At 62.7% G+C, this 22374-nt stretch carries 19 protein-coding genes and 1 pseudogene; 9 read left to right on the top strand and 11 right to left on the bottom strand.

Annotated elements, in window-relative coordinates:
- The gene (locus YH3_RS29095) at nt 1-1560 is read right to left on the bottom strand and encodes an amino acid permease (protein ID WP_042951823.1); all 1560 of its coding nucleotides are present in this window, start codon (nt 1558-1560) and stop codon (nt 1-3) included.
- 197 nt (nt 1561-1757) lie between these two features.
- Between YH3_RS29095 and YH3_RS29090 the strand changes: the two genes are divergently transcribed.
- On the top strand, nt 1758-2489 hold the full coding sequence (locus YH3_RS29090) for a TetR/AcrR family transcriptional regulator (protein ID WP_054188193.1): 732 nt from the start codon (nt 1758-1760) through the stop codon (nt 2487-2489).
- A 12-nt stretch (nt 2490-2501) separates the two neighbouring features.
- Here YH3_RS29090 and YH3_RS29085 read toward each other — a convergent pair whose 3' ends face one another.
- The gene (locus YH3_RS29085) at nt 2502-3056 is read right to left on the bottom strand and encodes a transglycosylase family protein (RefSeq protein WP_003944949.1); all 555 of its coding nucleotides are present in this window, start codon (nt 3054-3056) and stop codon (nt 2502-2504) included.
- A gap of 439 nt (nt 3057-3495) precedes the next feature.
- Here YH3_RS29085 and YH3_RS29080 point away from each other — a divergent pair, with 439 nt between their 5' ends.
- Nucleotides 3496-4143: a hypothetical protein gene (locus YH3_RS29080; RefSeq protein WP_064444560.1), complete on the top strand. Its 648-nt coding sequence runs from the start codon at nt 3496-3498 to the stop codon at nt 4141-4143.
- 17 nt (nt 4144-4160) lie between these two features.
- On the opposite strand, the gene YH3_RS29075 is transcribed toward YH3_RS29080, so the two are convergent.
- Genes YH3_RS29075 through YH3_RS29065 form a run of 3 tightly spaced genes read right to left on the bottom strand, consistent with a single transcriptional unit; the run spans nt 4161 to nt 8242 of the window.
- Entirely contained in the window at nt 4161-5843 is a 1683-nt protein-coding gene (locus tag YH3_RS29075; RefSeq protein WP_007728106.1) for an ATP-binding cassette domain-containing protein, read from the bottom strand.
- A gap of 15 nt (nt 5844-5858) precedes the next feature.
- Nucleotides 5859-7622 carry a 3-oxosteroid 1-dehydrogenase gene (gene kstD / locus YH3_RS29070; protein WP_064444559.1) on the bottom strand — a complete coding sequence of 588 codons (1764 nt, stop codon included), beginning with the start codon at nt 7620-7622 and terminating at the stop codon, nt 5859-5861.
- Complete coding sequence (locus YH3_RS29065) at nt 7622-8242, bottom strand: TetR/AcrR family transcriptional regulator (RefSeq protein ID WP_039972893.1); 621 nt, start codon at nt 8240-8242, stop codon at nt 7622-7624. The genes kstD and YH3_RS29065 overlap by 1 nt, the downstream gene beginning before the upstream one ends.
- 466 nt (nt 8243-8708) lie before the next feature.
- On the opposite strand from YH3_RS29065, the gene YH3_RS29055 reads away from it, so the two are divergent.
- From YH3_RS29055 to YH3_RS29045, 3 genes and pseudogenes are all read left to right on the top strand, one after another.
- Nucleotides 8709-9764, top strand: coding sequence for a hypothetical protein (locus YH3_RS29055; RefSeq protein ID WP_064444558.1), 1056 nt, complete (start codon nt 8709-8711; stop codon nt 9762-9764).
- Nucleotides 9765-9845: 81 nt separating this feature from the next.
- Nucleotides 9846-10804: pseudogene (locus tag YH3_RS29050) on the top strand (ATP-binding cassette domain-containing protein).
- Nucleotides 10804-11595 carry an ABC transporter permease subunit gene (locus tag YH3_RS29045; RefSeq protein WP_003943323.1) on the top strand — a complete coding sequence of 264 codons (792 nt, stop codon included), beginning with the start codon at nt 10804-10806 and terminating at the stop codon, nt 11593-11595. The pseudogene YH3_RS29050 and the gene YH3_RS29045 overlap by 1 nt, the downstream one beginning before the upstream one ends.
- Nucleotides 11596-11793: 198 nt before the next feature.
- Here YH3_RS29045 and otsB read toward each other — a convergent pair whose 3' ends face one another.
- Nucleotides 11794-12582 carry a trehalose-phosphatase gene (gene otsB / locus YH3_RS29040; protein WP_228232714.1) on the bottom strand — a complete coding sequence of 263 codons (789 nt, stop codon included), beginning with the start codon at nt 12580-12582 and terminating at the stop codon, nt 11794-11796.
- A 173-nt stretch (nt 12583-12755) separates the two neighbouring features.
- Between otsB and YH3_RS29035 the strand changes: the two genes are divergently transcribed.
- Nucleotides 12756-13085: a type VII secretion target gene (locus YH3_RS29035; RefSeq protein WP_037130770.1), complete on the top strand. Its 330-nt coding sequence runs from the start codon at nt 12756-12758 to the stop codon at nt 13083-13085.
- The gene (locus tag YH3_RS29030) at nt 13082-14305 is read left to right on the top strand and encodes a hypothetical protein (protein ID WP_238592721.1); all 1224 of its coding nucleotides are present in this window, start codon (nt 13082-13084) and stop codon (nt 14303-14305) included. Before YH3_RS29035 ends, YH3_RS29030 begins: the two co-directional genes overlap by 4 nt.
- Nucleotides 14306-14317: 12 nt before the next feature.
- Here the strand turns inward: YH3_RS29030 and YH3_RS29025 are convergent, their stop codons facing one another.
- The 4 genes from YH3_RS29025 to YH3_RS29010 form a co-directional block, all read right to left on the bottom strand.
- On the bottom strand, nt 14318-15307 hold the full coding sequence (locus tag YH3_RS29025) for a malate dehydrogenase (protein ID WP_042452093.1): 990 nt from the start codon (nt 15305-15307) through the stop codon (nt 14318-14320).
- Between the two features lie 66 nt (nt 15308-15373).
- Nucleotides 15374-16003 (bottom strand): hypothetical protein, encoded by a 630-nt coding sequence (locus YH3_RS29020; RefSeq protein WP_007732974.1) that lies wholly within the window; start codon nt 16001-16003, stop codon nt 15374-15376.
- Nucleotides 15993-17264, bottom strand: coding sequence for a histidine--tRNA ligase (gene hisS / locus YH3_RS29015; protein ID WP_007732972.1), 1272 nt, complete (start codon nt 17262-17264; stop codon nt 15993-15995). Before hisS ends, YH3_RS29020 begins: the two co-directional genes overlap by 11 nt.
- A gap of 15 nt (nt 17265-17279) precedes the next feature.
- A complete protein-coding gene (locus YH3_RS29010; protein ID WP_007732970.1) occupies nt 17280-17960 on the bottom strand; it encodes an MBL fold metallo-hydrolase in 681 nt (226 codons plus the stop codon).
- Between the two features lie 196 nt (nt 17961-18156).
- Here YH3_RS29010 and YH3_RS29005 point away from each other — a divergent pair, with 196 nt between their 5' ends.
- Together YH3_RS29005 and YH3_RS29000 are read left to right on the top strand one after the other, a co-directional pair.
- Complete coding sequence (locus tag YH3_RS29005; protein WP_003943303.1) at nt 18157-19038, top strand: peptidylprolyl isomerase; 882 nt, start codon at nt 18157-18159, stop codon at nt 19036-19038.
- On the top strand, nt 19038-19850 hold the full coding sequence (locus YH3_RS29000) for a peptidylprolyl isomerase (protein ID WP_371595550.1): 813 nt from the start codon (nt 19038-19040) through the stop codon (nt 19848-19850). The genes YH3_RS29005 and YH3_RS29000 overlap by 1 nt, the downstream gene beginning before the upstream one ends.
- 52 nt (nt 19851-19902) lie before the next feature.
- Here the strand turns inward: YH3_RS29000 and YH3_RS28995 are convergent, their stop codons facing one another.
- Nucleotides 19903-22314, bottom strand: coding sequence for a bifunctional (p)ppGpp synthetase/guanosine-3',5'-bis(diphosphate) 3'-pyrophosphohydrolase (locus tag YH3_RS28995; protein WP_064444556.1), 2412 nt, complete (start codon nt 22312-22314; stop codon nt 19903-19905).
- Nucleotides 22315-22374: the final 60 nt, after the last annotated feature.

Raw genomic sequence — 22374 nt, 5'->3', positions numbered from 1 at the left:
TCAGGCTCCGATCGTGACGGGATTCGGGGTGGCGCGGCCACGTGGGAAGCAAGCGACTCCCAGCCCCACGACCAGCGCTACCGTGATGGGCGCGGCCCACTGCAGAATGGGGTACTCCCCGGTGGGGTTGAAGATCTCGGCTCGTGGCCAGGACAGGTTGATCACCATCAGCGCGCCGTACACAACCGCGGCGATGTTGACCGGAACTCCCCAGATGCCCAGGGAGAAAAGCTTTTTGCCTTCGGCGTCGAACTTGGGGCCGACTGCCGTGCGAGGCCATCCCTTGAGACGCTGAACCAGCAGCGGCACGGTCACCATGAGGTAGGCCAAGTAGATCAAGATGATGCATACGCTGGACAGGGTTGCAAAAATTGCCGAGTTGCCCACGTTGACGGCCAGGACGGCAATGCAGACCAGACCGATGAGGACGGACGGCGCGATAGGTGTTCCGGTGCGGGGGTTGACCTTTGCCAGTACCTGCGAGGCAGGAAGCCGCCCGTCGCGGGCCATCGAGAACATCAGCCGTGAAGCAGCAGTCTGAATGGCCAAGGTGCACACGAACACTGCGATCGAGACGTCGATCAACAAGACCGTGCCCCACGGCGAACTGAGAATCGATGTCAGTACGTACGGCAAACCTTCCGTGGCCAGGCGTCCGTCGGTGAGTGAGGGCGCTGCCATCAACGCGCCGAGGATCATCAAGCCGCCGCCGAGCGCGGAAGCGGACAGTGCAAGCCGGATCGTACGAGGTGCGACGCGTCGGGGGTTGCGGGTCTCCTCGGCCAGTTCGCCTGCCGAACCGAAGCCGACCATGACGTAAGCAGCCATCAGTCCGGACATGATCCACGCCCAGGCGTATCCGGGCTGACCGCCGGCACTGCCGGTGTCGAAGACGACGTCCGGTCCGCGCTGAGCGTGGGTGAAGAACATCCCGATCACCGCGATGACACCGACGATTTCGCAGGTCACGCCGATGTTGTTGATACGCGACATCCAATTGACGCCGATGCAGTTGATGAAGGTGGTCAGAACCAGAAGTACCGATCCGAGCAGCACGGCGTTGGCGGCACCACTCGATGAGGTGAGTGCGCTGTCCTCGCCGATGATCTGGAACCCGCTCCACACATTGGGGAGCACGACCTGCAAGGCGATCGCGGCGGCCGATGCAGTGACGATCTGAGCGAGAATCATGAACCAACCGGCGAACCAGCCGACGATCTCACCACCCATCCGCCGCGACCACTGGTAGATGGCACCCGAAATCGGATATCTGGCAGCAAGTTCCGCGAAGTTGAGAGCGACCATGAACTGACCGATGAAGACGACCGGCCACGTCCAGAAGAATGCCGGACCCGCGAAACCGAAACCGAGGCCGAACAATTGGAAGATCGTGGTGAGGATGGAGACGAAGGAGAAGCCCGCGGCGAAAGACGCGAACTTTCCCAGCGATCGATGCAGCTGCTGCTCGTAGCCGAACTCCGCGAGGTCACCGTCGTCGTGAGGCGAAGAGGCGAGTGCGGATGCGGTGGTGGGCTGCGCAGCCGGGGTGGTTGCACTCAACGGCGTACTCCTTCGGCGAAGCGATTCAGAGGCGAATAACTGTCGATTGATAGTTTTCGCGAAATCCACTCGCCGCAGGTGACGCCCGCGTATACGATTCGCCTGATTCTGTAACAGGCTCGTTGAGTACGTTTCGAGCACGTGACCGAATGCTCACAGCGGCGGCCATCCCGCACGTAAGGCCGCAGCCTGCCACTATGGAAGGCGTGACCAACGCCGGCCCCGGACGACCCCGCCTGACCGCTCGCCGACGCCCGGGTGGCACTGCCCGGGCGGAGATCTTGGATGCAGCCGCTGAACTGTTCACCACCCGAGGCTTCGCCGCGACGTCCACACGCCACATCGCCGAAGCAGTCGGAATGCGTCAGGCGTCGCTGTACAACCATTTCGCCACCAAGGACGACATTCTGGTTGCACTTCTCGCCGACACCGTGACGCCGGCGCTCGACTTCGCGGAGAATCTCAGGCCACTCGACACCGCACCCGAGGTCAAGCTGTACGCACTTTCGTACATCGACGCGGCACAACTGATCACCGGACGGTGGAACCTCGGCGTCCTTTATCTCTTACCGGAACTGAGAAGTGACAGGTTCATGTCGTTCCGAGCCGATCGCGATCGGCTTCGCGAGCAATACCGGGCACTCGCCCAGGATGTGCTCGACGCGATTGACGATCCATCATCAACGCACCTGGCCGAGCTTCCGTTTCGCCTGGTAGAAAGTGTGATCAGCGCGCGAGCCGACGCGCTCGAAGGCACCCCGATTCCCGACGCCGCTGTCATCGCCGGGTCGGCGCTGCACATTCTTGGGTGGCGCCAGGATCTTGACCCCATCCATACGGAAGCGGCAACGATCATTGCGAACGCAGAAACGCCGAAACTGTCCGGGGCTGCATCAGCTCCGGACAATTTCGACGCATTGAGGACCTAAACGGCCACGAGACTAGACCGAGAGGGACTGTCCCGGGAAGATCAGGTTGATGTTCGGAACCTGGCTGGCGAGGTTCTCGAGCGAGATGCCGTGTGCAGCAGCGATCTTCGACAGGGTGTCGCCTGCCTTGACCACGTAGTTGCCGCTTCCGGTGCTTGCTGCCGGAGCCGACTCGACGGAAGCCTCAGCGGTGACGGGGGCGGCTGCGGCCTCGTAGTTGCCTGCGGTGGTGCCGGTGGTCAGGTACTGACCGCAGACGGGCCATGCGCCGACGCCCTGGCCTGCGAGAACGTTCTCGGCGACACGGATCTGCTCGGCCTGGCTGGCGTTGGCAGCGTTGCCCGATCCACCGAATGCGTTCCAGGTGCTCTGCGTGAACTGCAGACCACCGTAGAAGCCGTTTCCGGTGTTGGCGGCCCAGTTACCGGAGGACTCGCAGTTTGCGACTCCGGACCAGTCGTGGCCGGCTGCCGAAGCGGTGCCGGTGCTCATGGCGAGCGGGATCGCGACGACTGCGCCTGCGGTTGCAACTGCGCCGAGGGCGCGCTTGAAGGTGATGCTGGTCATTGGGTAAATCCTCTCCGCTACCGCGGACGAGGTCGGCCCGGACGCTTTCACGTCTCGTCGATCGACTCGTCTGTTTCACTCCTGCCCCGCGAAGGTTTCGGGAGTACCGGACCCGCGGGGCAGAAGCACGCAGTTGCGGGTCGGTGTTTGCCCGGTAGTTTCGGGCTGTCAACGACCGTAGGTGATGGTCACGGATTGGTCACGGGGCAGTTTTCCGGCACTGCTGTACCAGACTCAGTCGAAACTCGAGCAATAACCACAGGTCAACTAATTGATTCGAGCTTCAACCATACCGATCGTTATCCGTCCGTTATGTGGCAACCGTCACGGTGATTTTGTGACCCACCACACCGAAACAGGCCGTGTCGGACCGCCAACGAGGATCCTGGGGATGTTAAGAGATTCCTGGCAACGGGAAAAACCAACCGCCCCAATCATTATGGAGAATGGACTGGTGATCATCGCAGTAGAAGGACCCAGCGCCGCCGGCAAGACCACCTGGTGCCGAACCCAACTCGGTGGCGAATCCGCGGCGGAGAGATTCGTCGCCGAGTATCAGCCCACCGGGTTCGAGCCGGACGGTACGGATCTCGACCTTCAGGCAAGTTACTGGACAACGGTCAATTCGAAGCGATGGTCGCAAGCGGAAGATCTCGAAGCGAGAACCGGTATCGCGCTCTGCGACAGCGACCCGCTGAAACTGCACTACAGCTGGTGTCTCGCTGCGGTGGGCGCAGCACCTCGGGAGCGATTCGAGTACGAGCTCGCGGCAGTCGAGACAGCTTTCGAGCACCTCGAACTGGGTTTCGCGGATCTGACCGTCATCTCGATACCGTCACCGGAGCAGCTTCTACTTCAGCGCGAAGGCGACCCCAGCCGCCGCCGACGGCATTTCGAGCTTCACGCGGCGCTCGCCGAGCCCCTCACCCACTGGTACTCGGCGGTGAACAGGGTAGATCCAGGTCGCGTTGTGTGGCGCTTTCCGACACAGCTCGATATTTCGCGCTGTCCCCCGCCTCGATCGGATCGCAGCGATCCGGGCCTCCTTCGCGCGATGATCAACGAGCTGCCGCCTCTCCCCAGGTAGGGAGTGGCTGCTCGATCTCAGCGCGCTCGTTCGACCCTGGCCTCGTCCCACACCGGCGACTCGCTCTCGTACACGTTCCCATCCGATCCGAAGACGAGGAACCTGTCGAACCCGCGCGCGAACCAGCGATCGTGCGTGACCGAGATGACCGTGCCGGCAAACTGAGCAATGCCTTGCTCGAGCGCGTCAGCCGAATGAAGGTCGAGGTTGTCGGTCGGTTCGTCGAGCAACAACATCGTGGCGCCGGAGAGCTCGAGGAGCAGGATCTGCAATCGTGCCTGCTGACCGCCGGACAGGTCGTCGTACTTCTGTTCCGCAGCCTGGGACAATCCGTAACGGTCCAGCGCGCGGCTCGCCGCTTCGCGTCCCATTCCGCTGCGGTGTTCGTCGCCCATGTGCAGGATCTCGAGCAGCGTGTTTCCGGTCAGATCGGGTCTGGAGTGTGTCTGCGCAAACAATCCGGGACGTACCCGAGCACCCAGCGTCGCAGTACCCCCGTGCTCGACCGGCGCGATGTCGAGCGCCTCGACAGGCAGATGCTCGCTCCCCGGATCGGTCCCCCCACCCGCCAAGAGCCGAAGGAAATGCGACTTTCCGGATCCATTGGAGCCCAGCACGGCAACCCGATCTCCGTACCAGATCTCGGTGTCGAAAGGCTTCATCAATCCGGTCAGCTCGAGATCTTGACATACCAACGCGCGCTTGGCGGTTCGCCCGCCCGCCAGCCGAACCGTCACCTTCTGCTGAAGTGGAATCGCTTCGGGTGGCCCTGCCTCCTCGAACTTCGCCAACCTGGTTTGCGAGGCGTGATAACGCGCAGCGACGCCGTCGTTGAACTTGGCCTTTTCACGCAATCGCAGAACCAGGGCACGCAGTTTCGCGTGCTCCTCGTCCCAGCGTCGGCGCAGTTCTTCGAATCGAGCGTTGCGATCCTCGCGGGCTTGGTGGTAGCTGGCCAGCCCAGCACCGTGGGTCCACGACGTTGCGCCGCTGATTCCGGGCTCGAGCGTCACGATGTGGGTGGCCGCGTTGGCGATCAGTTCGCGGTCGTGGCTGACGAACAAAACCACTTTCGACGATTCCGAGATCGTCTTTTCCAGCCATCGCTTGCCCGGAACATCGAGGTAGTTGTCCGGCTCGTCCAGCAGGAGTGCGTCGTCGGGCCCAGCGAACAGTGCTTCGAGAACCAACCGTTTCTGCTCGCCACCACTGAGGGAGTTGGCCGCGCGCCACTTCGCACGGTCATAGGGAACACCGAGAGCCGCGGTAGTGACCTTGTCCCAGAAGTCTTCGGTCTCGTAGCCGCCCACGTCGGCCCAATCGGCCAGCGCATGCGAATACTTCATTTGAGTTGATTCCTCGTCGCGCTCGATCATCGCGTTTTCTGCCGTATCGAGCGCCAGTGCTGCGTCCCGGATCCGTGCCGGCGAGACGGACAACAGAAGATCGCGCACGGTGGACTCGTCGCGAACCTGGCCGACGAATTGCCGCATCACGCCCAGTGTTCCGGATCGAGTGACAGCGCCCTCGTCGGCGACGACGTCTCCGGCGATAATGCGGAGCAACGTCGTCTTACCAGTCCCGTTGGGGCCTATCAGTGCAGTTTTTGCACCGTTGCCGACCCGAAAGCTGACACCGCTGAGCAGTTGCCGACCATCAGGGAGAAAGTAGTCGACGTCGGCGATGTTGAGGTGGGTCACGCTGTCAAGAGAACCCTACCCACGGCGATCTGCCAAACCATTATTCCTGCCTTCGGTCTCGAGCTCACTACCGTCGTGGGATCGTCCGACCGCATCGAGCGCCGCCAGATATCCGAAAACCATTGCGGGACCGATAGTTGCACCTGGACCGGCATAGGTATGACCCATCACCGGTGAGCTGGTGTTACCTGCTGCATAGAGCCCGTCGATGACCGAACCGTCGGCGCGCAACGCTCGCGCGCGAGCGTCCGTGTTGATGCCGCCTTTGGTCCCCAGGTCTCCAGGCACCATCTTCGCGGCATAGAACGGACCCTTCGTGAGTTCTCCGAGGCTGGGGTTGGGCTTGTTGGTGCAGTCGCCGTAGTAGTGGTCGTATCTGCTTGTCCCACGGCCGAAGTCGCGATCGACTCCGTCGCGCGCGTGACTGTTGAATCGTGTGATGGTCGCGGACAGCGCATCGCCCGGCACTCCGATCTCGGCAGCGAGTTCGGCAATCGATCCAGCTCGCACGATCGCACCCGATTCGATCCATGACCGAGGTATGGGCCTGCGCGCCGGAACCCCCGCGAACAGGTAACGGTCACGGTACGTCTGATCGAAGATCAGCCAAGCCGGGATGTTCTCAGCGGGTCCTTCACCTCGGCCGTACTTTCCGCCGAACATGGCGTGTGCCGCTTCGACATAGGGAAGTGACTCGTTCATGAAGCGCTGACCGCTGGCGTTGACCATGAGGCTGCGAGGCAACGAGCGTTCCGCCAAGGCGAACCACGGGCCTTTGGGCAGTGGAATCGACGGGGCCCACCACGCGTCGTCCATGTACGAAATTGCGGCGTCGACGCGTAGAGCTGCACGGATGCCATCCCCGGTATTGGTCGGTGCCCCGAGAGTCCACTGCGCGCTACTCGGCCGTCGCTGGTACTCGCCTCGCATGTCGTCGTTGTTGTCGAACCCGCCACACGCGAGGATGACACCGCATCGAGCGTGCATGGTGGTCTGCACTCCCCCGGACTCGAGTCGCACACCCACGACACGATCACTGTCGGTCACCAAATCCACAAGCCTCGTCCCGAGCTCCACCGTCACTCCGGCGTCCCGAACTCCGAGCATCAGTTCGGCCATGAGCGCCGGCCCGAGCCCGATCAGCTTCTTCTTCCGAGCTCTTGCGGCCAGGGATCTCATTCCTACCCGAAGCATCCGCACCGGACCCCGCCAATGCCGGATCCCCGTGCTCAGCCAACGGTAATCAGATTGTTGGACAACCATGTTGAGCGGAACCTTCATGTACGGCGGATGAAGTGTCGCAAGATCGTCGCCCAGAGCTCGCGCGTCGAACGGGCGCGGCTCGCACGAGCGGCCGCTTGCACGTCCGCCAGGTGCCTCGGGAAAGTAGTCGGAGTAACCCTTCACCCATTCGAGCTCGAGTGCAGAGTGACGAATCAGGAAATCGAGGGCTTCCGGACCTCGATCGAGATACGTGTCGATTCGGTCGCTGTCTGCATCCTCTCCGACAATGCTCTTCAGATATGTTCGCGCAGAGTCGATATCATCTGTCGGTGCCTCGCGGCGAAGTATCGAGTTTCCCGGAATCCACACGCCGCCCCCGGACCGGGACGACGAACCGCCCCAGTATTCGGACTTCTCCACGAGTATCGTCGAGAGTCCGTTGCGGGCTGCGGTGATGGCTGCAGACATGCCGGCAGCCCCCGATCCGACAACAACGACATCCACTACGGGCACATCTACTACGGGCGGCACGGCGCCCTGAGGGTTCTCGTTCATCACTGGTCACGACCTTTCGTGTCATCTTCGTCCTGCGTGTGCCACCGGGATCCTCGAACAGCGTCGAGCGCCCCCTCGACGCACACGGGAAGTGATGCCCCGCGCTTGTGAGGGTTACGTATCCATTGCCGATAACCGAACTCCGCCGCCGCCAACATCAAATGAACGAGAAGTCCTGGGCGGCTGTCGTTTTCCGGATCGAGTTGCATACGTTGCGCCACCAACTCGACCAACCGATCACGATGCTCGGGCGCGATCAGAGCGACACGATCCATCAGGTGCGGCGCGGTACGGAACGCCGATCGCCACTGATCGATCTCCGCGGACTCGAAAGCATTGGAACGCTCGAGGATTGCCCGTGATATCGCAAGATCAGCCGACTCGGTCGGTGGGCGATCCTCGAGCAACGTCACGATTCCGGCACCGCCCTGCCTGACCGGATCCAACAGCAGATCCTCCTTGTTACGAACGTGCCGAAAGTACGTACTCGCCGACACCCCCGCTGCCGCCGCAATCTGCTCGGTGGTCACGTCCTCGAAACCGTCACGCGCGAACAGATCGAATGCCGCACGTTGAATGTCTGCTCGCACCTGCAACCGCTGTCTCTCCCGTAGTGACATCAGCAACGTCCTCCCGCCTCGGCCGAGATCCGGCCGTTCTCGATAATGCGAGTCTCACCTATTGTGACAGTCACTGTCAATATCCAATTCTCTGTCAGATATCAGCAGACCCGGGCATTTCGTTGACAGGGCATTCGATGCCACGACAAGCTTCGAAGATGAAACGATGGGGACCGAATCGAGACGTTTCTCCAAGAATTTGTCGATGCGGGGCTTCAAGGCGCGGTCACCGAAGCGTATTTCGGTGGTCCACTCTGGCGCATGACCCTGCTCGCCCGTTTCGACGACCGAGCCCTCGGCCCCGACGGCGCCGTCATCTATCGAAATCGAACAGTGCTTCTCGTTCGGACCAAGTGGGAAAGATCATCGAGCAAGAGGACTACTACGAGGACACCGCCAGAATCGGTGACTTCGACAGGCGGCTCCGCGAAATCGAAGCCGGACGAGCCTGTGGCACAGTCGTGGAATGACAGACGTCAGGATTGACCGCCACCGAATGCTGTCGGCGTTCCTGTCTTCCCAGAACGATGTCGAACTGGCCCGACTGGTCGACACCGTTCAAATCTCGAGTGCCGGCGTAGGTGGCGCCGCAGGAGTGATCAGGGTCTATGACAACAGGCTCAACGGCGTTCCGGTATTCACCAAACGCATCCCACTGAGCGTGCGGGAAATCGCCGAGGTGGGCTCTACTTCCAACCATTTCGATCTGCCGACGTTCTGCCAGTACGGCATTGGTGGCCCAAGCTTCAACGCCTGGCGAGAACTGGCCGCGAACATCGTGGTCACCGATGCCGTTCTGGCCGGCGAAACACAGTCGTTCCCAATGCTTTACCACTGGCGGATACTTCCCGGACGTTCGCCCGTTGCGGCCGAACACGCCGACATCGATTCCGTTCACACCGCCGGCGCCAGCCGTGAAGTGCGGACCCGTCTCGAAGCGCTTGCCGCTGCGCCGTGCAGCCTCGTACTGTTCTGCGAGTACATCGAACACCCGATCTCGAATTGGCTGGAAGACAACCCGTCCGCCAAAGCTGCCGAAGTCGAGCGACAGTTTTCGGAGATCGTGGCATTCTTGCGCGATCGACAGTTGCTGCACATGGACGGACATTTCGGCAACATGCGCACCGACATGGAGCGGATCTATCTCACCGACTTCGGACTGGCCACATCCCCACACTTCGACCTGTCGACTGCCGAGCACGACTTCGTCCGGCGCCACGCCACTCATGACGCCGACTACGCCGCCATGCTTCTGGTCAACTGGCTGGTGACCGAGGTCTGCGGGGTACCGAGGCCGACGAGCGGCGGACCAGTCGCCCGCAACCAGTACGTACGACGATGCGCCACAGGTCATATTCCAGGTGATGTGACACCAGAGGTGGCCGCGATCGTGACACGGCACGCGCCCGTCGCTGCGAGGATGAACGACTTCTACTGGCGATTGTTCGACGGCGACTTCGATGCGCCCTACCCGCATGCCGCGCCAGTTCCGACTTCCGGTCGAGCACAGGGTTTTCCCTGAACTGCCGTATTCACATCTCAGGGTTCATGTCATCCTCGGGACCGATGTGCTGGTCAGTGCCGGTAGGGCACAGTTCTCCTCATGATTGAACTGAGGGGATTGACCAAGGTTTACGGACCGACGAAAGCGGTGGACGATTTGTCGTTCACGGTCAAGCCGGGCATCGTGACGGGCTTTCTGGGCCCGAACGGTGCTGGTAAGTCGACTACGATGCGGATGATCCTGGGTTTGGATCAGCCGCCGTGGGGTGCGGCGTTGATCGAGGGCAAGCCGTACCGGGAGCTCAAGACGCCGTTGCGGACGGTGGGTGCGTTGTTGGATGCGAAGTGGGTGCACCCCAATCGCAGTGCGCGTGCGCATCTGCAGTGGATGGCTGCTTCGAACGGGATCCCGAAGTCCCGGGTCGACGAGGTGCTCGGGTTGGTCGGGTTGTCCGAGGTGGCGGGCAAGAAGGCCGGCGGGTTCTCGTTGGGAATGTCGCAGCGTCTCGGATTGGCGGGGGGGGTGTTTGGGGGGGCGGAGGGGGTGGTGTTTGGCTCGATCCGGAGGGCATCGTCTGGATTCGTAAGTTCATGCAGCGGTTGGCGGCCGAGGGCCGCACGGTGCTCGTGTCGAGTCACCTCCTGTCGGAGATGGCGCTCACGGCGGAGCAGTTGGTGGTGATCGGTCGGGGTCGGTTGATTTCGGATTCGACGGTCGCGGAGTTCGTGGATCGTTCGTCGGAGTCGACGGTGCGCGTGCGCAGCCCACAATTGGACGCTCTCCATGCCGCATTGACTGCCCAGGGACTGACTGTCCGCGAGGAACATTCAGGATCGGAGCCGGTGTTGGTGGTCGTGGATTCGACCACCGATGTGATCGGTGGTTTGGCTGGTTCGCAGGGAATCGTGTTGCACGAGTTGGCTTCTGTGCAGGGATCGCTCGAGGATGCGTTCATGAAGTTGACCGGGGACGATGTCCAGTACCACGCATCCGGTATCGATCCGGGCGCCGGAGCCCACCACGCAAACACACAGCACGCTATGGGAGGTGCACTGTAATGGCTGTTCTCAGTGCTGAACGTATCAAGATCACCACGACCAAGTCGCCGCTGTGGTGCACGATCACAATCATCGTCCTAGGGTTGGGCGTCGCCTGGATGATCGGGCGTTCGTCGAGTTCGAGCATTCAGGCGTACAACGACGAAGCCGCATCAGGAACTCCTGATTTCGAGAAATTCCTCCCCACGTTCAACGACGCGGGGCTAGGAGTATCCGGATTCGGCGTCATGGTCCTGATGATCATGGCAGCGCTCGCGATCACCAGCGAGTACCGCTTCGGCATCATCCGTACCACCTTCCAGGCCATCCCGAGTCGGGCTTCGGTTCTGATCGCCAAAGCCGGCCTGATCGGGGCTTTCGGCGCGGTGCTGTCCTTCGTTCTCATGCTCGGCGCGGTATTCATCACCAAAGCTGCGGCAGGCTCTGAAGGCTCCACCAATCTGGCACTGGACAACGCCGACGCCTGGCGCGCCGTTTACGGCGTACCGATCTTCGCGTTCCTCTGCGTTGCCCTTGCCATCGCCGTCGGAGCACTCCTTCGTCAGTCCGCCGGCGCCATTGCACTACTGCTGCTGTGGCCACTGCTCATCGAGAGCCTGTTCGGCATGTTCGGATCCTTCGGCAGAAACGTCACACCGTTCCTCCCGTTCGCCAACGCCGACCACTTCCTCTCTTCGGGTTCGAGCACCAATTTCCATTGGGGCCCTTGGGGAAGCTTGTTCTACTTCGCAGCGTTTGTGCTGGTGATATTCGGAATCAGCATCGCCGTCGTCAACAAGCGCGACGCCTGACGAGTCGCAAACCGACCAAGACCAAAACTGGCCGCACCGGAGCCCTTCCGGTGCGGCCAGTTTCGCGTTGACAGAACCCGCAGCGCTTGTCGATCACGCCAAGGAACAGGGCACCCGCGGGTTCGCGTCACTCTGCCCCGCGGACGCGGCACCTCGAAATAAGACCTGGTCGAGTTCCTGGCAGACTGACCTTACGCGTCAGCGTTCCAGTTGCGCGGCAAGCTCTTTCATCCAATCGAGGAATGCCTGCGGGCCGTCGAACTGGACGCCGTCGACAGCAGCCACTTCCGGTGCGATGTCGTCGCCCTTGACCACCAACGCTTCTCCACCCGAGGCAAGGACAGCGGCAAAGGCCGGTAGGTCACCCCGGTCGTCGCCCGCGTACGCGACGACGTCGACCCCTGCGGCCGCGATCGCGCGAAGGAGGCCTGTCCCCTTGTCCTCCTCAACTGGTGGGCGCAATTCCTCGACCAACTTGCCGGGCTCACGCCGCAACCCGGTCCGGCTCGCGATTTCTGTCGTCGCTGCTTCCACCAGACGCTGCGCGACCGCACGATCCGCGGCCCGACGCCAATGCACGGCCACCGCAAGGCCTTTGCTCTCGACATGGATGCCAGGAACTGCCGGAGAGTCGAACAAGCGTCGCAATTCGGCTTCTGCTTCGGCGACAGCATCACTGAACGCCGCGACGGCCGGAAGCACGTGGATGCCGTCGTCCGTCCAGGTCTCGACGCCGTAGGAACCCATGAGCACAACGGAATTCAAGCTGAGTCGCTCTCGCAAGAACGACACAGGCCGTCCCGAGAGCAAGCCGACAACACCGAGATGCTCGGCCAGGGTCGCAAGCACGTCTTCCGCGCCGGGCAGTAGCGCACTCGCCGACGGATCGTCGACGATGGGTGCAAGCACGCCGTCGAAATCCATCACCAGTCCACAGCGAGCTGGATCGGACGTGAGTCGGAGGATGACGTCCGAAGCGGTTCGCATGGTTCGAGTGTGCCAAATCGATCGCACTCGCAATACCAACACCGGAGCCGAATGTAATCTCTGCCACTTCGTCCAGGTTGTCCGGAACCGCTGGCGAACTCGCGTTCTCTCCCTGCAAGGGCGGACTGTGGTCCGATACAGTTCTCACGACGCTTACCAACTGGGGGGTAATGATGAGCGAATTGACTGTCGCCACAGACGGCATCCGAAAGTACGGCTCGACGTCGACCGAAGCGGCAGGACGCATCGCGCAGGCCGCCGCCGTCGATCTGGGTGCAAACATCGCAGCAGTCGCACCGGCCGTGGGCCCCGTCGGGATCGAATTTCTCGAAGCATTCGCGCGCGCTCAGGCCACACACACCAAAGATGTTGCAGCACTCGCCACGTTCTACGCCGGCAACGCCGCGACGGCCGGTGCAGCCGCGCAGGCCTACGACACCACAGATCATGCAATCGCAACAGATCTGACCGCTGCGGCCGGATCGACGGGCGCGACCGCGTGAGCACCGAAGACGACTCGACGACCGTCATCGAATTCCCTCACGGTGGCGCTCCTGCCCCGGTACTGCCGAACAATGTGGTCGAATCGATGCTCGCCGGCATACCGGTACCGGCACTCCTCGGAATCGAAGATCTGTTCGCGCCCTTGATCGAACTCGGGAAGAGTCTCGGCACAGGCACTTTTGCGGGCATCGATCCCGTCGGCATCTTCGATCAGGCGTCCACTCTCATCGACCACGCCATGGGACTTTCCCGAAGCGCGGTCGCCGAGGTAGGCCAGACCTGGAACAGCACCGGCAGTGACGCCGCGACCGAACTGTCGCGATCCGCCCAGAACAGCGGCGCAGAATTGAGCGAACGCGGAACCGCGATATCGAAAACTGCTGCCGCCGCCGCGGAATCGGTGCAGCGAGGCAACGCGAATCTCGCGGCAATCGCGCAGTCCTTCGCCACCACGGTTGCAGCTGCCGCGCCCATCGCGTGGACACCACCAGGACAGGCGATGTTGCTTGCCTCGGCAGCTGAACACATGCAGGCAGCCGTCGCGGCGGTGACTCGGACGCGTGGGGAGATGCTCGGGCACACCGCAGCCATGAACGCCCTTGCCGGACCGATCCCCGTGCCGACCCCACCGACCAGTGAGGCACTCTCCAACCTGGTCACTGCGGAGGCAATCAACAACGCCGCCCGTCAGATCGCCCAACCTCTTTCTGCCTCAACCGATGCCGGTGATGCGCCGTACTCCACCCACCCGGACTCCACTCAGCCAGGCACAGAGGCTGTTCGAACTTCGGCTGCACGGGCCGGCGCCGGGCTTCCGACCGGCGTCGACAAGCTGTGGGGCGCAGGCAATCCGTCGACGTCACTCGCAGCCGGCGCGTCGCCGTCACCCAGTGCGACGGCAAGTTCAGGCGGAGCATGGGTGAGCGGAAGCGGTGGCACTACCGGCGGAATGGTGAGGGGTGCAGCGGGAGTTGCTGCAGTTCAACCGGTTCCGGTAACACCGCCCGGCCTGGGTGCACCATCGTCGGCAGTCGGCAGTAGCGGCATGTCGCCGGGCGGTGGACCCCGCGGATCTCGGGACGACGAGTCGTCACGCACTACCCCGAGGTATCTCGTCACTGTCGGCGACGAGAATTCGATGGTCGACGATCTGCCGATGGTGTCGCCGCCCGTGCTCGGGGCTGACGATCCCGATCAGTACCTGTTCCGAGATCTCTGATCAAGACAAACCTCAGACGAAGCCCAACTCCCGCACCGCCGCACGCTCCTGCTCCAGTTCGCTGACGGACAGGTCGATCCGTTCGCGTGAGAAGTCGTCGATCGCGAGGTCGGGAACGATAGCGAACTCGCCATCGGCACAGGTCACCGGGAAGGAAGAGATCAATCCTTCGGGCACTCCGTAGGAACCGTCCGAACAGACGGCCATGGATACCCAGTCGTCCTCGGCGGTACCGATCACCCAGTCGCGGACGTGGTCGATCGACGCGCTGGCCGCACTCGCCGCAGAGGACGATCCCCGCGCAGCGATGATGGCGGTGCCTCGCACCTGCACAGTCGGGATGAAATCGTTCTCCACCCAGTCGCGGTCGTCGATCACCGCGAGTGCAGGCTCACCTGCGACAGTCGCGTGGGACAGGTCCGGGTACTGCGTCGCCGAATGGTTTCCCCAGACGGACACCTTGCGCACCGACGACGCACGAACCCCGGTCTTCTTCACGACCTGCGCGATCGCTCGGTTGTGGTCGAGACGTGTCAGCGCACTGAACCGAGTATCGGGTACATCCGGTGCATTGTTCATCGCGATCAGCGCGTTGGTGTTGGCCGGATTTCCCACGACCAGCACCTTGACGTCCGAGGCTGCGTTGTTGTTGATCGCCTTCCCGTGCGCTGTGAAAATCGCGCCGTTCGCACTCAGCAAGTCGGCACGCTCCATCCCCTTGCTCCGCGGACGTGCGCCGACCAGCATCCCGACGTTCGCGCCGGAGAAGGCGACATCGGGATCGTCGGTGATGTCGATGGAGCTCAGCAACGGAAATGCGCCGTCTTCGAGTTCCATCGCAACGCCTTCGGCAGCGGACACGGCGGCAGGAATCTCGAGCAGTCGAAGTTTGATCGGGACGTCAGCGCCGAGCATCTCCCCCGCAGCTATGCGGAAAAGCATTCCGTATGCGATCTGACCCGACGCTCCGGTTACCGTGACGGTTACGGGCGCAATACTCATTGCCGACTCCTCACCTGCCGTTTTCACGACTGTCCGTTCTACAACGCTGTAAGAACGGTTTCCACGCTAGTCGAGTAAACCGGCCACTTCGTGGTCTGTCAGTGTGGTTCTCGGCACTCGTCCCTCCGCCGTCACGAGTTCGACGGCGCGGTAGAGCGGACGCTCGGCGAGTCCGGCGCCGCGGGCTTCGGCACGCAACTGTTCGATCAGCACCGAGGACAACGCGGCAGCCGGTACCAACTCGCTGGCCGCCAGCGCGTCCGCGAGCTTGCGGAGTGCAAGGATCTCCAACTCGCGCCCACCCCCCGCGGTATACAGCGCGAGCGGGATCCGCACGGTGGACCGTCCGTCGCCGAGCGTCAAGCTGACTTCGCTGATCCGGCCGGATCTCACCGTCAATGCCGCCGTGAGTACCTCGGCCACGTCGACGACGTTGGTTCGAAAACCAGCTTGCGCACGAACTCTGTTGCCGTACAACGTGATGTGCCGGCGCAGCGTCATCAGGATCGCCAGTGACGTCGGCACCGCGATGACGGCGCCGACGATCACTCCAACGGTCGCCGTCGAGAACACACTGACGATCAACCCGACGACCACGCCGAACACCACGACAACAACGGCGAATTTCTTCAGCCGCGGCGCGATCAACGCCACGGGAACCAGATCGAGCGAAACCGGTTCGGCCTCAGTGCTCAACGAGTTCCCCGAGCTTGTCGACAACCTGGTCGAGCGCCACTGTCTCCTGCTCACCTGTTGCCAACTGTTTGACAACGACAACGCCCTCTTCGAGTTCACGCTCGCCGAGAACCAAAGCGATCGCGGCACCCGAACGATCAGCTGCCTTCATCGAGCCCTTCACGCCACGGTTTCCGTACGCCAGGTCGACGCGAATCCCATTGGCACGCAACTGATGTGCGATCTTCACCAGTGCAGCCTTCGCCTCGGCACCCATCGGTACACAGAAGACGTCGACACGCGCCGGTGGCGCAACGGACTTGCCCTCGGCCTCGAGCGCGAGAACCGTGCGGTCGACGCCGATTCCGAACCCGATGCCCGAGAGCGGCTGTCCACCCAGCTGTTCCATCAGACCGTCGTAACGACCACCACCACCGATTCCGGACTGCGCACCCAGTCCGTCGTGCACGAATTCGAAGGTTGTCTTGGTGTAGTAGTCGAGGCCGCGGACCATGCGCGGGTTGACGACGTACGGAACGCCCAATGCGTCCAGGTGCGCTAGCACCTCGTCGAAGTGCGCCTTGCAGCTCTCGGACAGGTGATCGAGCATGAGCGGTGCGCCGGCCGTCATCTCGCGTACATCTGGGCGCTTGTCGTCGAGCACGCGGAGCGGGTTGATCTCGGCGCGTCGACGCGTGTCCTCGTCGAGTGGGAGTGCAAAGAGAAACTCCTGCAGCAGTTCGCGATACTGCGGCCGGCAGGTGTCGTCACCGAGAGAGGTGATTTCGAGGCGGAAGCCGTCGAGCCCCAACGACCGGAATCCGGCGTCGGCGATCGCGATGACCTCAGCGTCGAGCGCGGGGTCGTCGATCCCGATGGCTTCGACGCCGACCTGCTGCAACTGGCGGTAGCGACCGGCCTGCGGGCGCTCGTAGCGGAAGAACGGGCCCGCGTAGCTGACCTTGACCGGCAACTGTCCACGATCGAGGCTGTGCTCGATGACCGCACGCATGACTCCGGCGGTTCCCTCGGGACGCAACGTCACCGAACGGTCACCGCGGTCGGCGAATGTGTACATCTCTTTGCTGACGACGTCGGTCGACTCACCGACACCGCGAGCGAACAGGCCGGTGTCCTCGAAGATCGGCAATTCGATGTGGCCGTATCCGGCCAACCTCGCGGCGCGCGTCAAACCGTCACGAACGGCGACGAATTCGGCTGACTGCGGCGGAACGTAGTCCGGAATGCCCTTGGGTGCAGAGAAGGTGCTGGCTTTACTCACGAGAGGTACTTTTCCTTATTCTTGTGCGCTGAGTCCAACGAGAAACGGATTCGAGCTTCGCTCGGCGCCGATCGAACTGTTGCCGCCGTGCCCGGGCAGGACCACTGTCTCGTCACCGAGTACCAATAGCTTGCGGGCGATCGAAGCGAGCAACTGCTCGTGATTTCCGCCGGGCAGGTCGCTGCGCCCGATGGAACCCTGGAACAGGGTGTCACCGGTGAACGCCAAATCCACGGGCCCGCTCTCGGTATTCGCCTGGGTGCGGAACACCACCGATCCCTGCGTGTGCCCGGGTGTGTGGTCCACGACGAACGTCATTCCGGCCTCGGTGATCTTGTCTCCGTCGGCCAGTTCGATCACCTCGTCCGGCTCCACGAACGTCATGCCTTGAATGAATTCCTTCATCGTCGGGCCGATCCCCCGTGCCGGATCGCTGAGCATGTAGCGATCCTCGGGATGGATGTACGCGGGTACGGAATACCGCTCACAGACCTCGCGGGCCGACCACACGTGATCGAGATGACCGTGCGTCAGGAGGACCGCCGTGACCGACATGTCCTTGGAGTCCAGATATTCGAAGAGCGGCTCAGCTGCATCCTGACCCGGATCTACGACTACGCACTCGCACGCGTCGTCCTGAGCGAGTATGTAGCAGTTGGTTTGGAACATCCCGGCCGGAAAACCAGTGACGAGCACGGGGGCAACTCCTCTTCGAAGGGTGGAAACGAACAACACGCTGTCGGTTACAGCCTAAGCTGCTGCCCCGCCAGTAAGTTCTCAGGTTGCAATGGGAGACTCTGACGACGAGTAGAGCCGCTTGCCGAAGCCGACCCCCCAGGGTGTTGCTCGGCCGGCCGACCACGATCCACCCGCGATACGGAGGACTACAGCAGTGCCGAGTAACGAGCAACGCCGCGAGGCGGCGAAACGCAAGCTCGAGCGTCAGCTCGAACGTCGCGCAGAACGTGCCCGCAAGCGCAAGCAGATGACGATAGCCGGAACTGCGCTCGGCGTGGTCGTCGTAGTCGGCGTCGTCGGTGGACTCATCTGGCTGAGCAATCGCAGTGACGACGACGCGAACACCACCAACACTGCTGCCGACGACTCGAGCCTCACGCCACAGACCGCGGGTGCAATGCCGGCCGGTCTGTCGACGCCACTGGCCGACACGGTCTCCTGCTCGTATCCAGCCGACGGCGCTACCGCGTCCAAGGCCAACAACCCTCCTCGTACCGACGGGATTCCCACCACCGCGCCGGACGCGACGCCGAGCATCAGCGTCGAGACCTCGCAGGGAAACATCGGGCTCACACTCGACGGAACGAAGTCTCCGTGCACGGTCAACAGCTTCGTGAGCTTGGCGCAGCAGGACTACTTCAACGACACCACCTGCCACCGCATGACGACGAGCCCCTCGCTCCAGGTGCTGCAGTGCGGTGACCCGTCGGGCACCGGCACCGGCGGACCGGGCTACGGCTTCGACAACGAATTCCCCACCACGGCGTATTCCACCACCGACCCGGCAGCGCAGGAGCCCGTCACCTACGCGCGCGGCACGGTTGCGATGGCCAACACCGGGGCACCCGGTAGCAACGGCAGCCAGTTCTTCCTCGTCTACGGCGACTCACAACTCCCCCCGCAGTACACGGTTTTCGGCACGATCGACGAAACCGGGCTCGCCACTTTGGACAAGGTCGCGGCCGGCGGATCGACGCCAGAGGGTGACGGCAAGCCGAATCTGACCACCGACATCAAGACAGTAAGGCTCGACTGATGCGACGTAATCCTGTGATGCGCTTTCCTGTAGTCATTGCCGCCGCAAGCACCGCGGCGCTGCTTCTGGCTGGTTGTTCCAGTGATTCCGGTAGCTCGGACTCGCCGTCCAGCACCTCCAAGGCGAAGACGACAACGGCTGCCATGCCGCCGCTCGACATGTCACAGTTCGACGCACTCCCGCCTGTCCCGACTCCGGCCTCGGCGACCGTCGACTGCTCGTACCCGAGCGCGGCGGGTGCAGCAAAAACCGTCAATCCGCCGAACTCCACGGGTGTGTCCACCGAGGGAACCGTCAACGTCGCGCTCACGACTACGGCCGGCCCGATCGGGATGGAACTGAACCGGGCGGAAGCCCCCTGCACGGTCAACAGCATCGTGAGCTTGACCGAGCAGAAGTACTTCGACGACACCCCGTGCCATCGACTCGTCACCACACCCGGTCTACAGATCCTGCAGTGCGGCGATCCCTCGGGCAAGGGCACGGGCGGACCAGGCTATGGCTTCGACAACGAGTACCCGACCACTGCCTACCCGGCTAACGATCCGGCACTCTCCTTGCCTGCCGTCTACCCCCGCGGCACGCTGGCAATGGCCAACTCGGGTAAACCGGGCAGCAACGGCAGTCAGTTCTTCCTCGTCTACGAGGATTCGGTCTTGCCGCCCAACTACACGGTCTTCGGAAAGATCGACGACGCCGGCCTGGCGACGATCGAGAAGATCGCGGCCGACGGCGACGACGGTGGCATGGGAGCAACCGGCGGCGGTGCACCCAACACCCCGATCACCATCGAGACTGCAATAGTCGCCTGACCCCCTGTGCGCCTTTATTAACCGCCCGCGGTTAATAAAGGCGCACAGCAGTTTACGAGGCAGAGGTCACGCGGTAGACGTCGTAGACGCCTTCCACGTTACGAACCACGTTGAGAACATGACCCAAGTGCTTCGGGTCGCCCATCTCGAAGGTGAACTTGCTGATCGCCACGCGGTCGCCGGACGTGGTGACCGAGGCCGACAGGATGTTCACCTTCTCGTCGGCCAACGCCTTGGTGACGTCGGAAAGCAACCGATGACGATCGAGCGCCTCGATCTGGATCGCGACCAGGAACACCGACGTCGCTGACGGTGCCCATTCGACGTCGATGATTCGCTCGGACTGATCGTGGAGCGAGTTGGCGTTGGTGCAGTCGGTACGGTGCACGCTGACCGCCCCACCACGCGTGACGAAGCCCAGAATCGAATCGCCCGGAACCGGCGTGCAACACTTCGCAAGTTTTGCCACCGTGCCGGGTGCTCCGGGAACCAGAATTCCGGAGTCACCCGTACTGCGGGTGCGCACCGGCATGGTCGACGGCGTCGAACGCTCGGCCAGTTCCTCCTCGACGGCGCCGACGCCGCCCAGATGAGCAACCAGTCGCTGCACGACGTGGTGCGCCGACACCTGACTCTCGCCTACGGCCGTGTACAACGCCGAGACGTCGGGATAGCGAAGTTCGTGCGCGATCGTGCTCATCGATTCGGCATTCATCAACCGCTGCAACGGAAGTCCCACACGGCGGACTTCCTTCGCGATCTGATCCTTGCCGGACTCGAGCGCCTCCTCGCGGCGTTCCTTCGCGAACCACTGACGGATCTTCGCCTTGGCACGCGGCGAGACGACAAACGTCTGCCAATCACGGCTCGGCCCGGCGGTGGCAGCCTTCGACGTGAAGACCTCCACCACTTCGCCGTTTTCGAGAGTTCGTTCCAGCGCGACCAGTCGGCCGTTGACCCTGGCACCGATGCATCGGTGCCCGACCTCGGTGTGCACCGCATACGCGAAATCGACGGGGGTCGATCCGGCAGGCAACGTGATGACGTCGCCCTTCGGCGTGAAGACGAAGATCTCCTTGACCGCGAGGTCGTAACGCAACGATTCGAGGAACTCCCCCGGATCGGCCGCTTCACGTTGCCAGTCGAGTAGCTGACGCATCCACGCCATGTCGTCGACCTCGGCGATGTCGCCCGCGTGCTTGCCCTTGGTCTCCTTGTACCGCCAGTGCGCGGCGATACCGAACTCGGCGGTCCGGTGCATGTCCTGGGTCCGGATCTGGACCTCCAGGGGCTTACCTTCCGGTCCCACGACGGTGGTGTGCAGTGACTGGTAGACGCCGTAGCGCGGCTGTGCGATGTAGTCCTTGAAGCGTCCGGCCATCGGCTGCCACAGTGAGTGGACAACGCCGACCGCGGCGTAACAGTCACGCACCTCTTCGCACAGAATGCGCACGCCGACCAGATCGTGGATGTCGTCGAAATCGCGGCCCTTGACGATCATCTTCTGGTAGATCGACCAGTAATGCTTGGGCCGGCCTTCTACGATGGCATTGATCCGCGAGGCGGACAGAGTCGAGTTGATCTCGGCGCGAACCTTGGCCAGATAAGTGTCTCGAGAGGGCGCGCGATCGGCGACCAGTCGAACGATCTCGTCGTACTTCTTCGGGTGCAGGATAGCGAACGAGAGGTCCTCGAGTTCCCACTTGACGGTCGCCATTCCAAGTCGATGTGCAAGTGGCGCAATGACTTCGAGAGTCTCTCGCGCCTTACGTGCTTGCTTTTCGGGCGGCAGGAATCGCATCGTGCGCATGTTGTGCAGACGATCCGCAACCTTGATCACGAGCACGCGCGGGTCCCGCGCCATCGCGATGATCATCTTGCGGATGGTTTCGCCCTCGGCCGCGGTGCCCAGAACGACCTTGTCGAGTTTGGTGACGCCGTCGACGAGGTGAGCAACCTCGTCACCGAAGTCCTTGGTCAACTCTTCGAGTGAGTACCCGGTGTCCTCGACGGTGTCGTGCAGAAGGGCTGCGACGAGGGTGGTGGTGTCCATACCCAACTCGGCCACAATGCTTGCGACGGCCAACGGATGCGTGATGTACGGATCGCCGGACTTGCGCCGCTGGCTCGAATGTCTGTCCTCGGCGACGTCGTACGCACGCTGGAGCAGCGCGAGGTCGGCCTTCGGATACAGCTCACGGTGGAGGCTGACCAACGGCTCGAGCACCGGGCGGATGGTGGCGTTGCGCTGACCGGTGATGCGCCGAGCAAGCCGAGCGCGCACCCTACGGGAGGCGGAAGCGGGCACGGCCAGATTCTGCCCACCCCGATTGCCGGTAGTTTGCGCAGATCCCGAATCGTCGGGCACCGCGGACTTCGATGGTGTCGTCTCCGGAGCCGGAACTGCACCCGTCTCCTGCGACACTGCACCCGAGTTCTGTGATCGATCAAGATTCGACGTCATGTCGCCACCTCCTACCACCGAGTTGGTTGAGGCAACCGCCCTGCATCGGGTAATTGCCCT

Origin of the sequence: Rhodococcus sp. YH3-3 (genome assembly GCF_001653035.1) — a bacterium.
In the GTDB taxonomy this organism is placed as follows: Bacteria; Actinomycetota; Actinomycetes; order Mycobacteriales; family Mycobacteriaceae; genus Rhodococcus_F; species Rhodococcus_F qingshengii.
The sequence above is the reverse complement of the archived record's forward strand: the minus strand, read 5'-3'. Positions and strand labels throughout refer to the sequence as shown.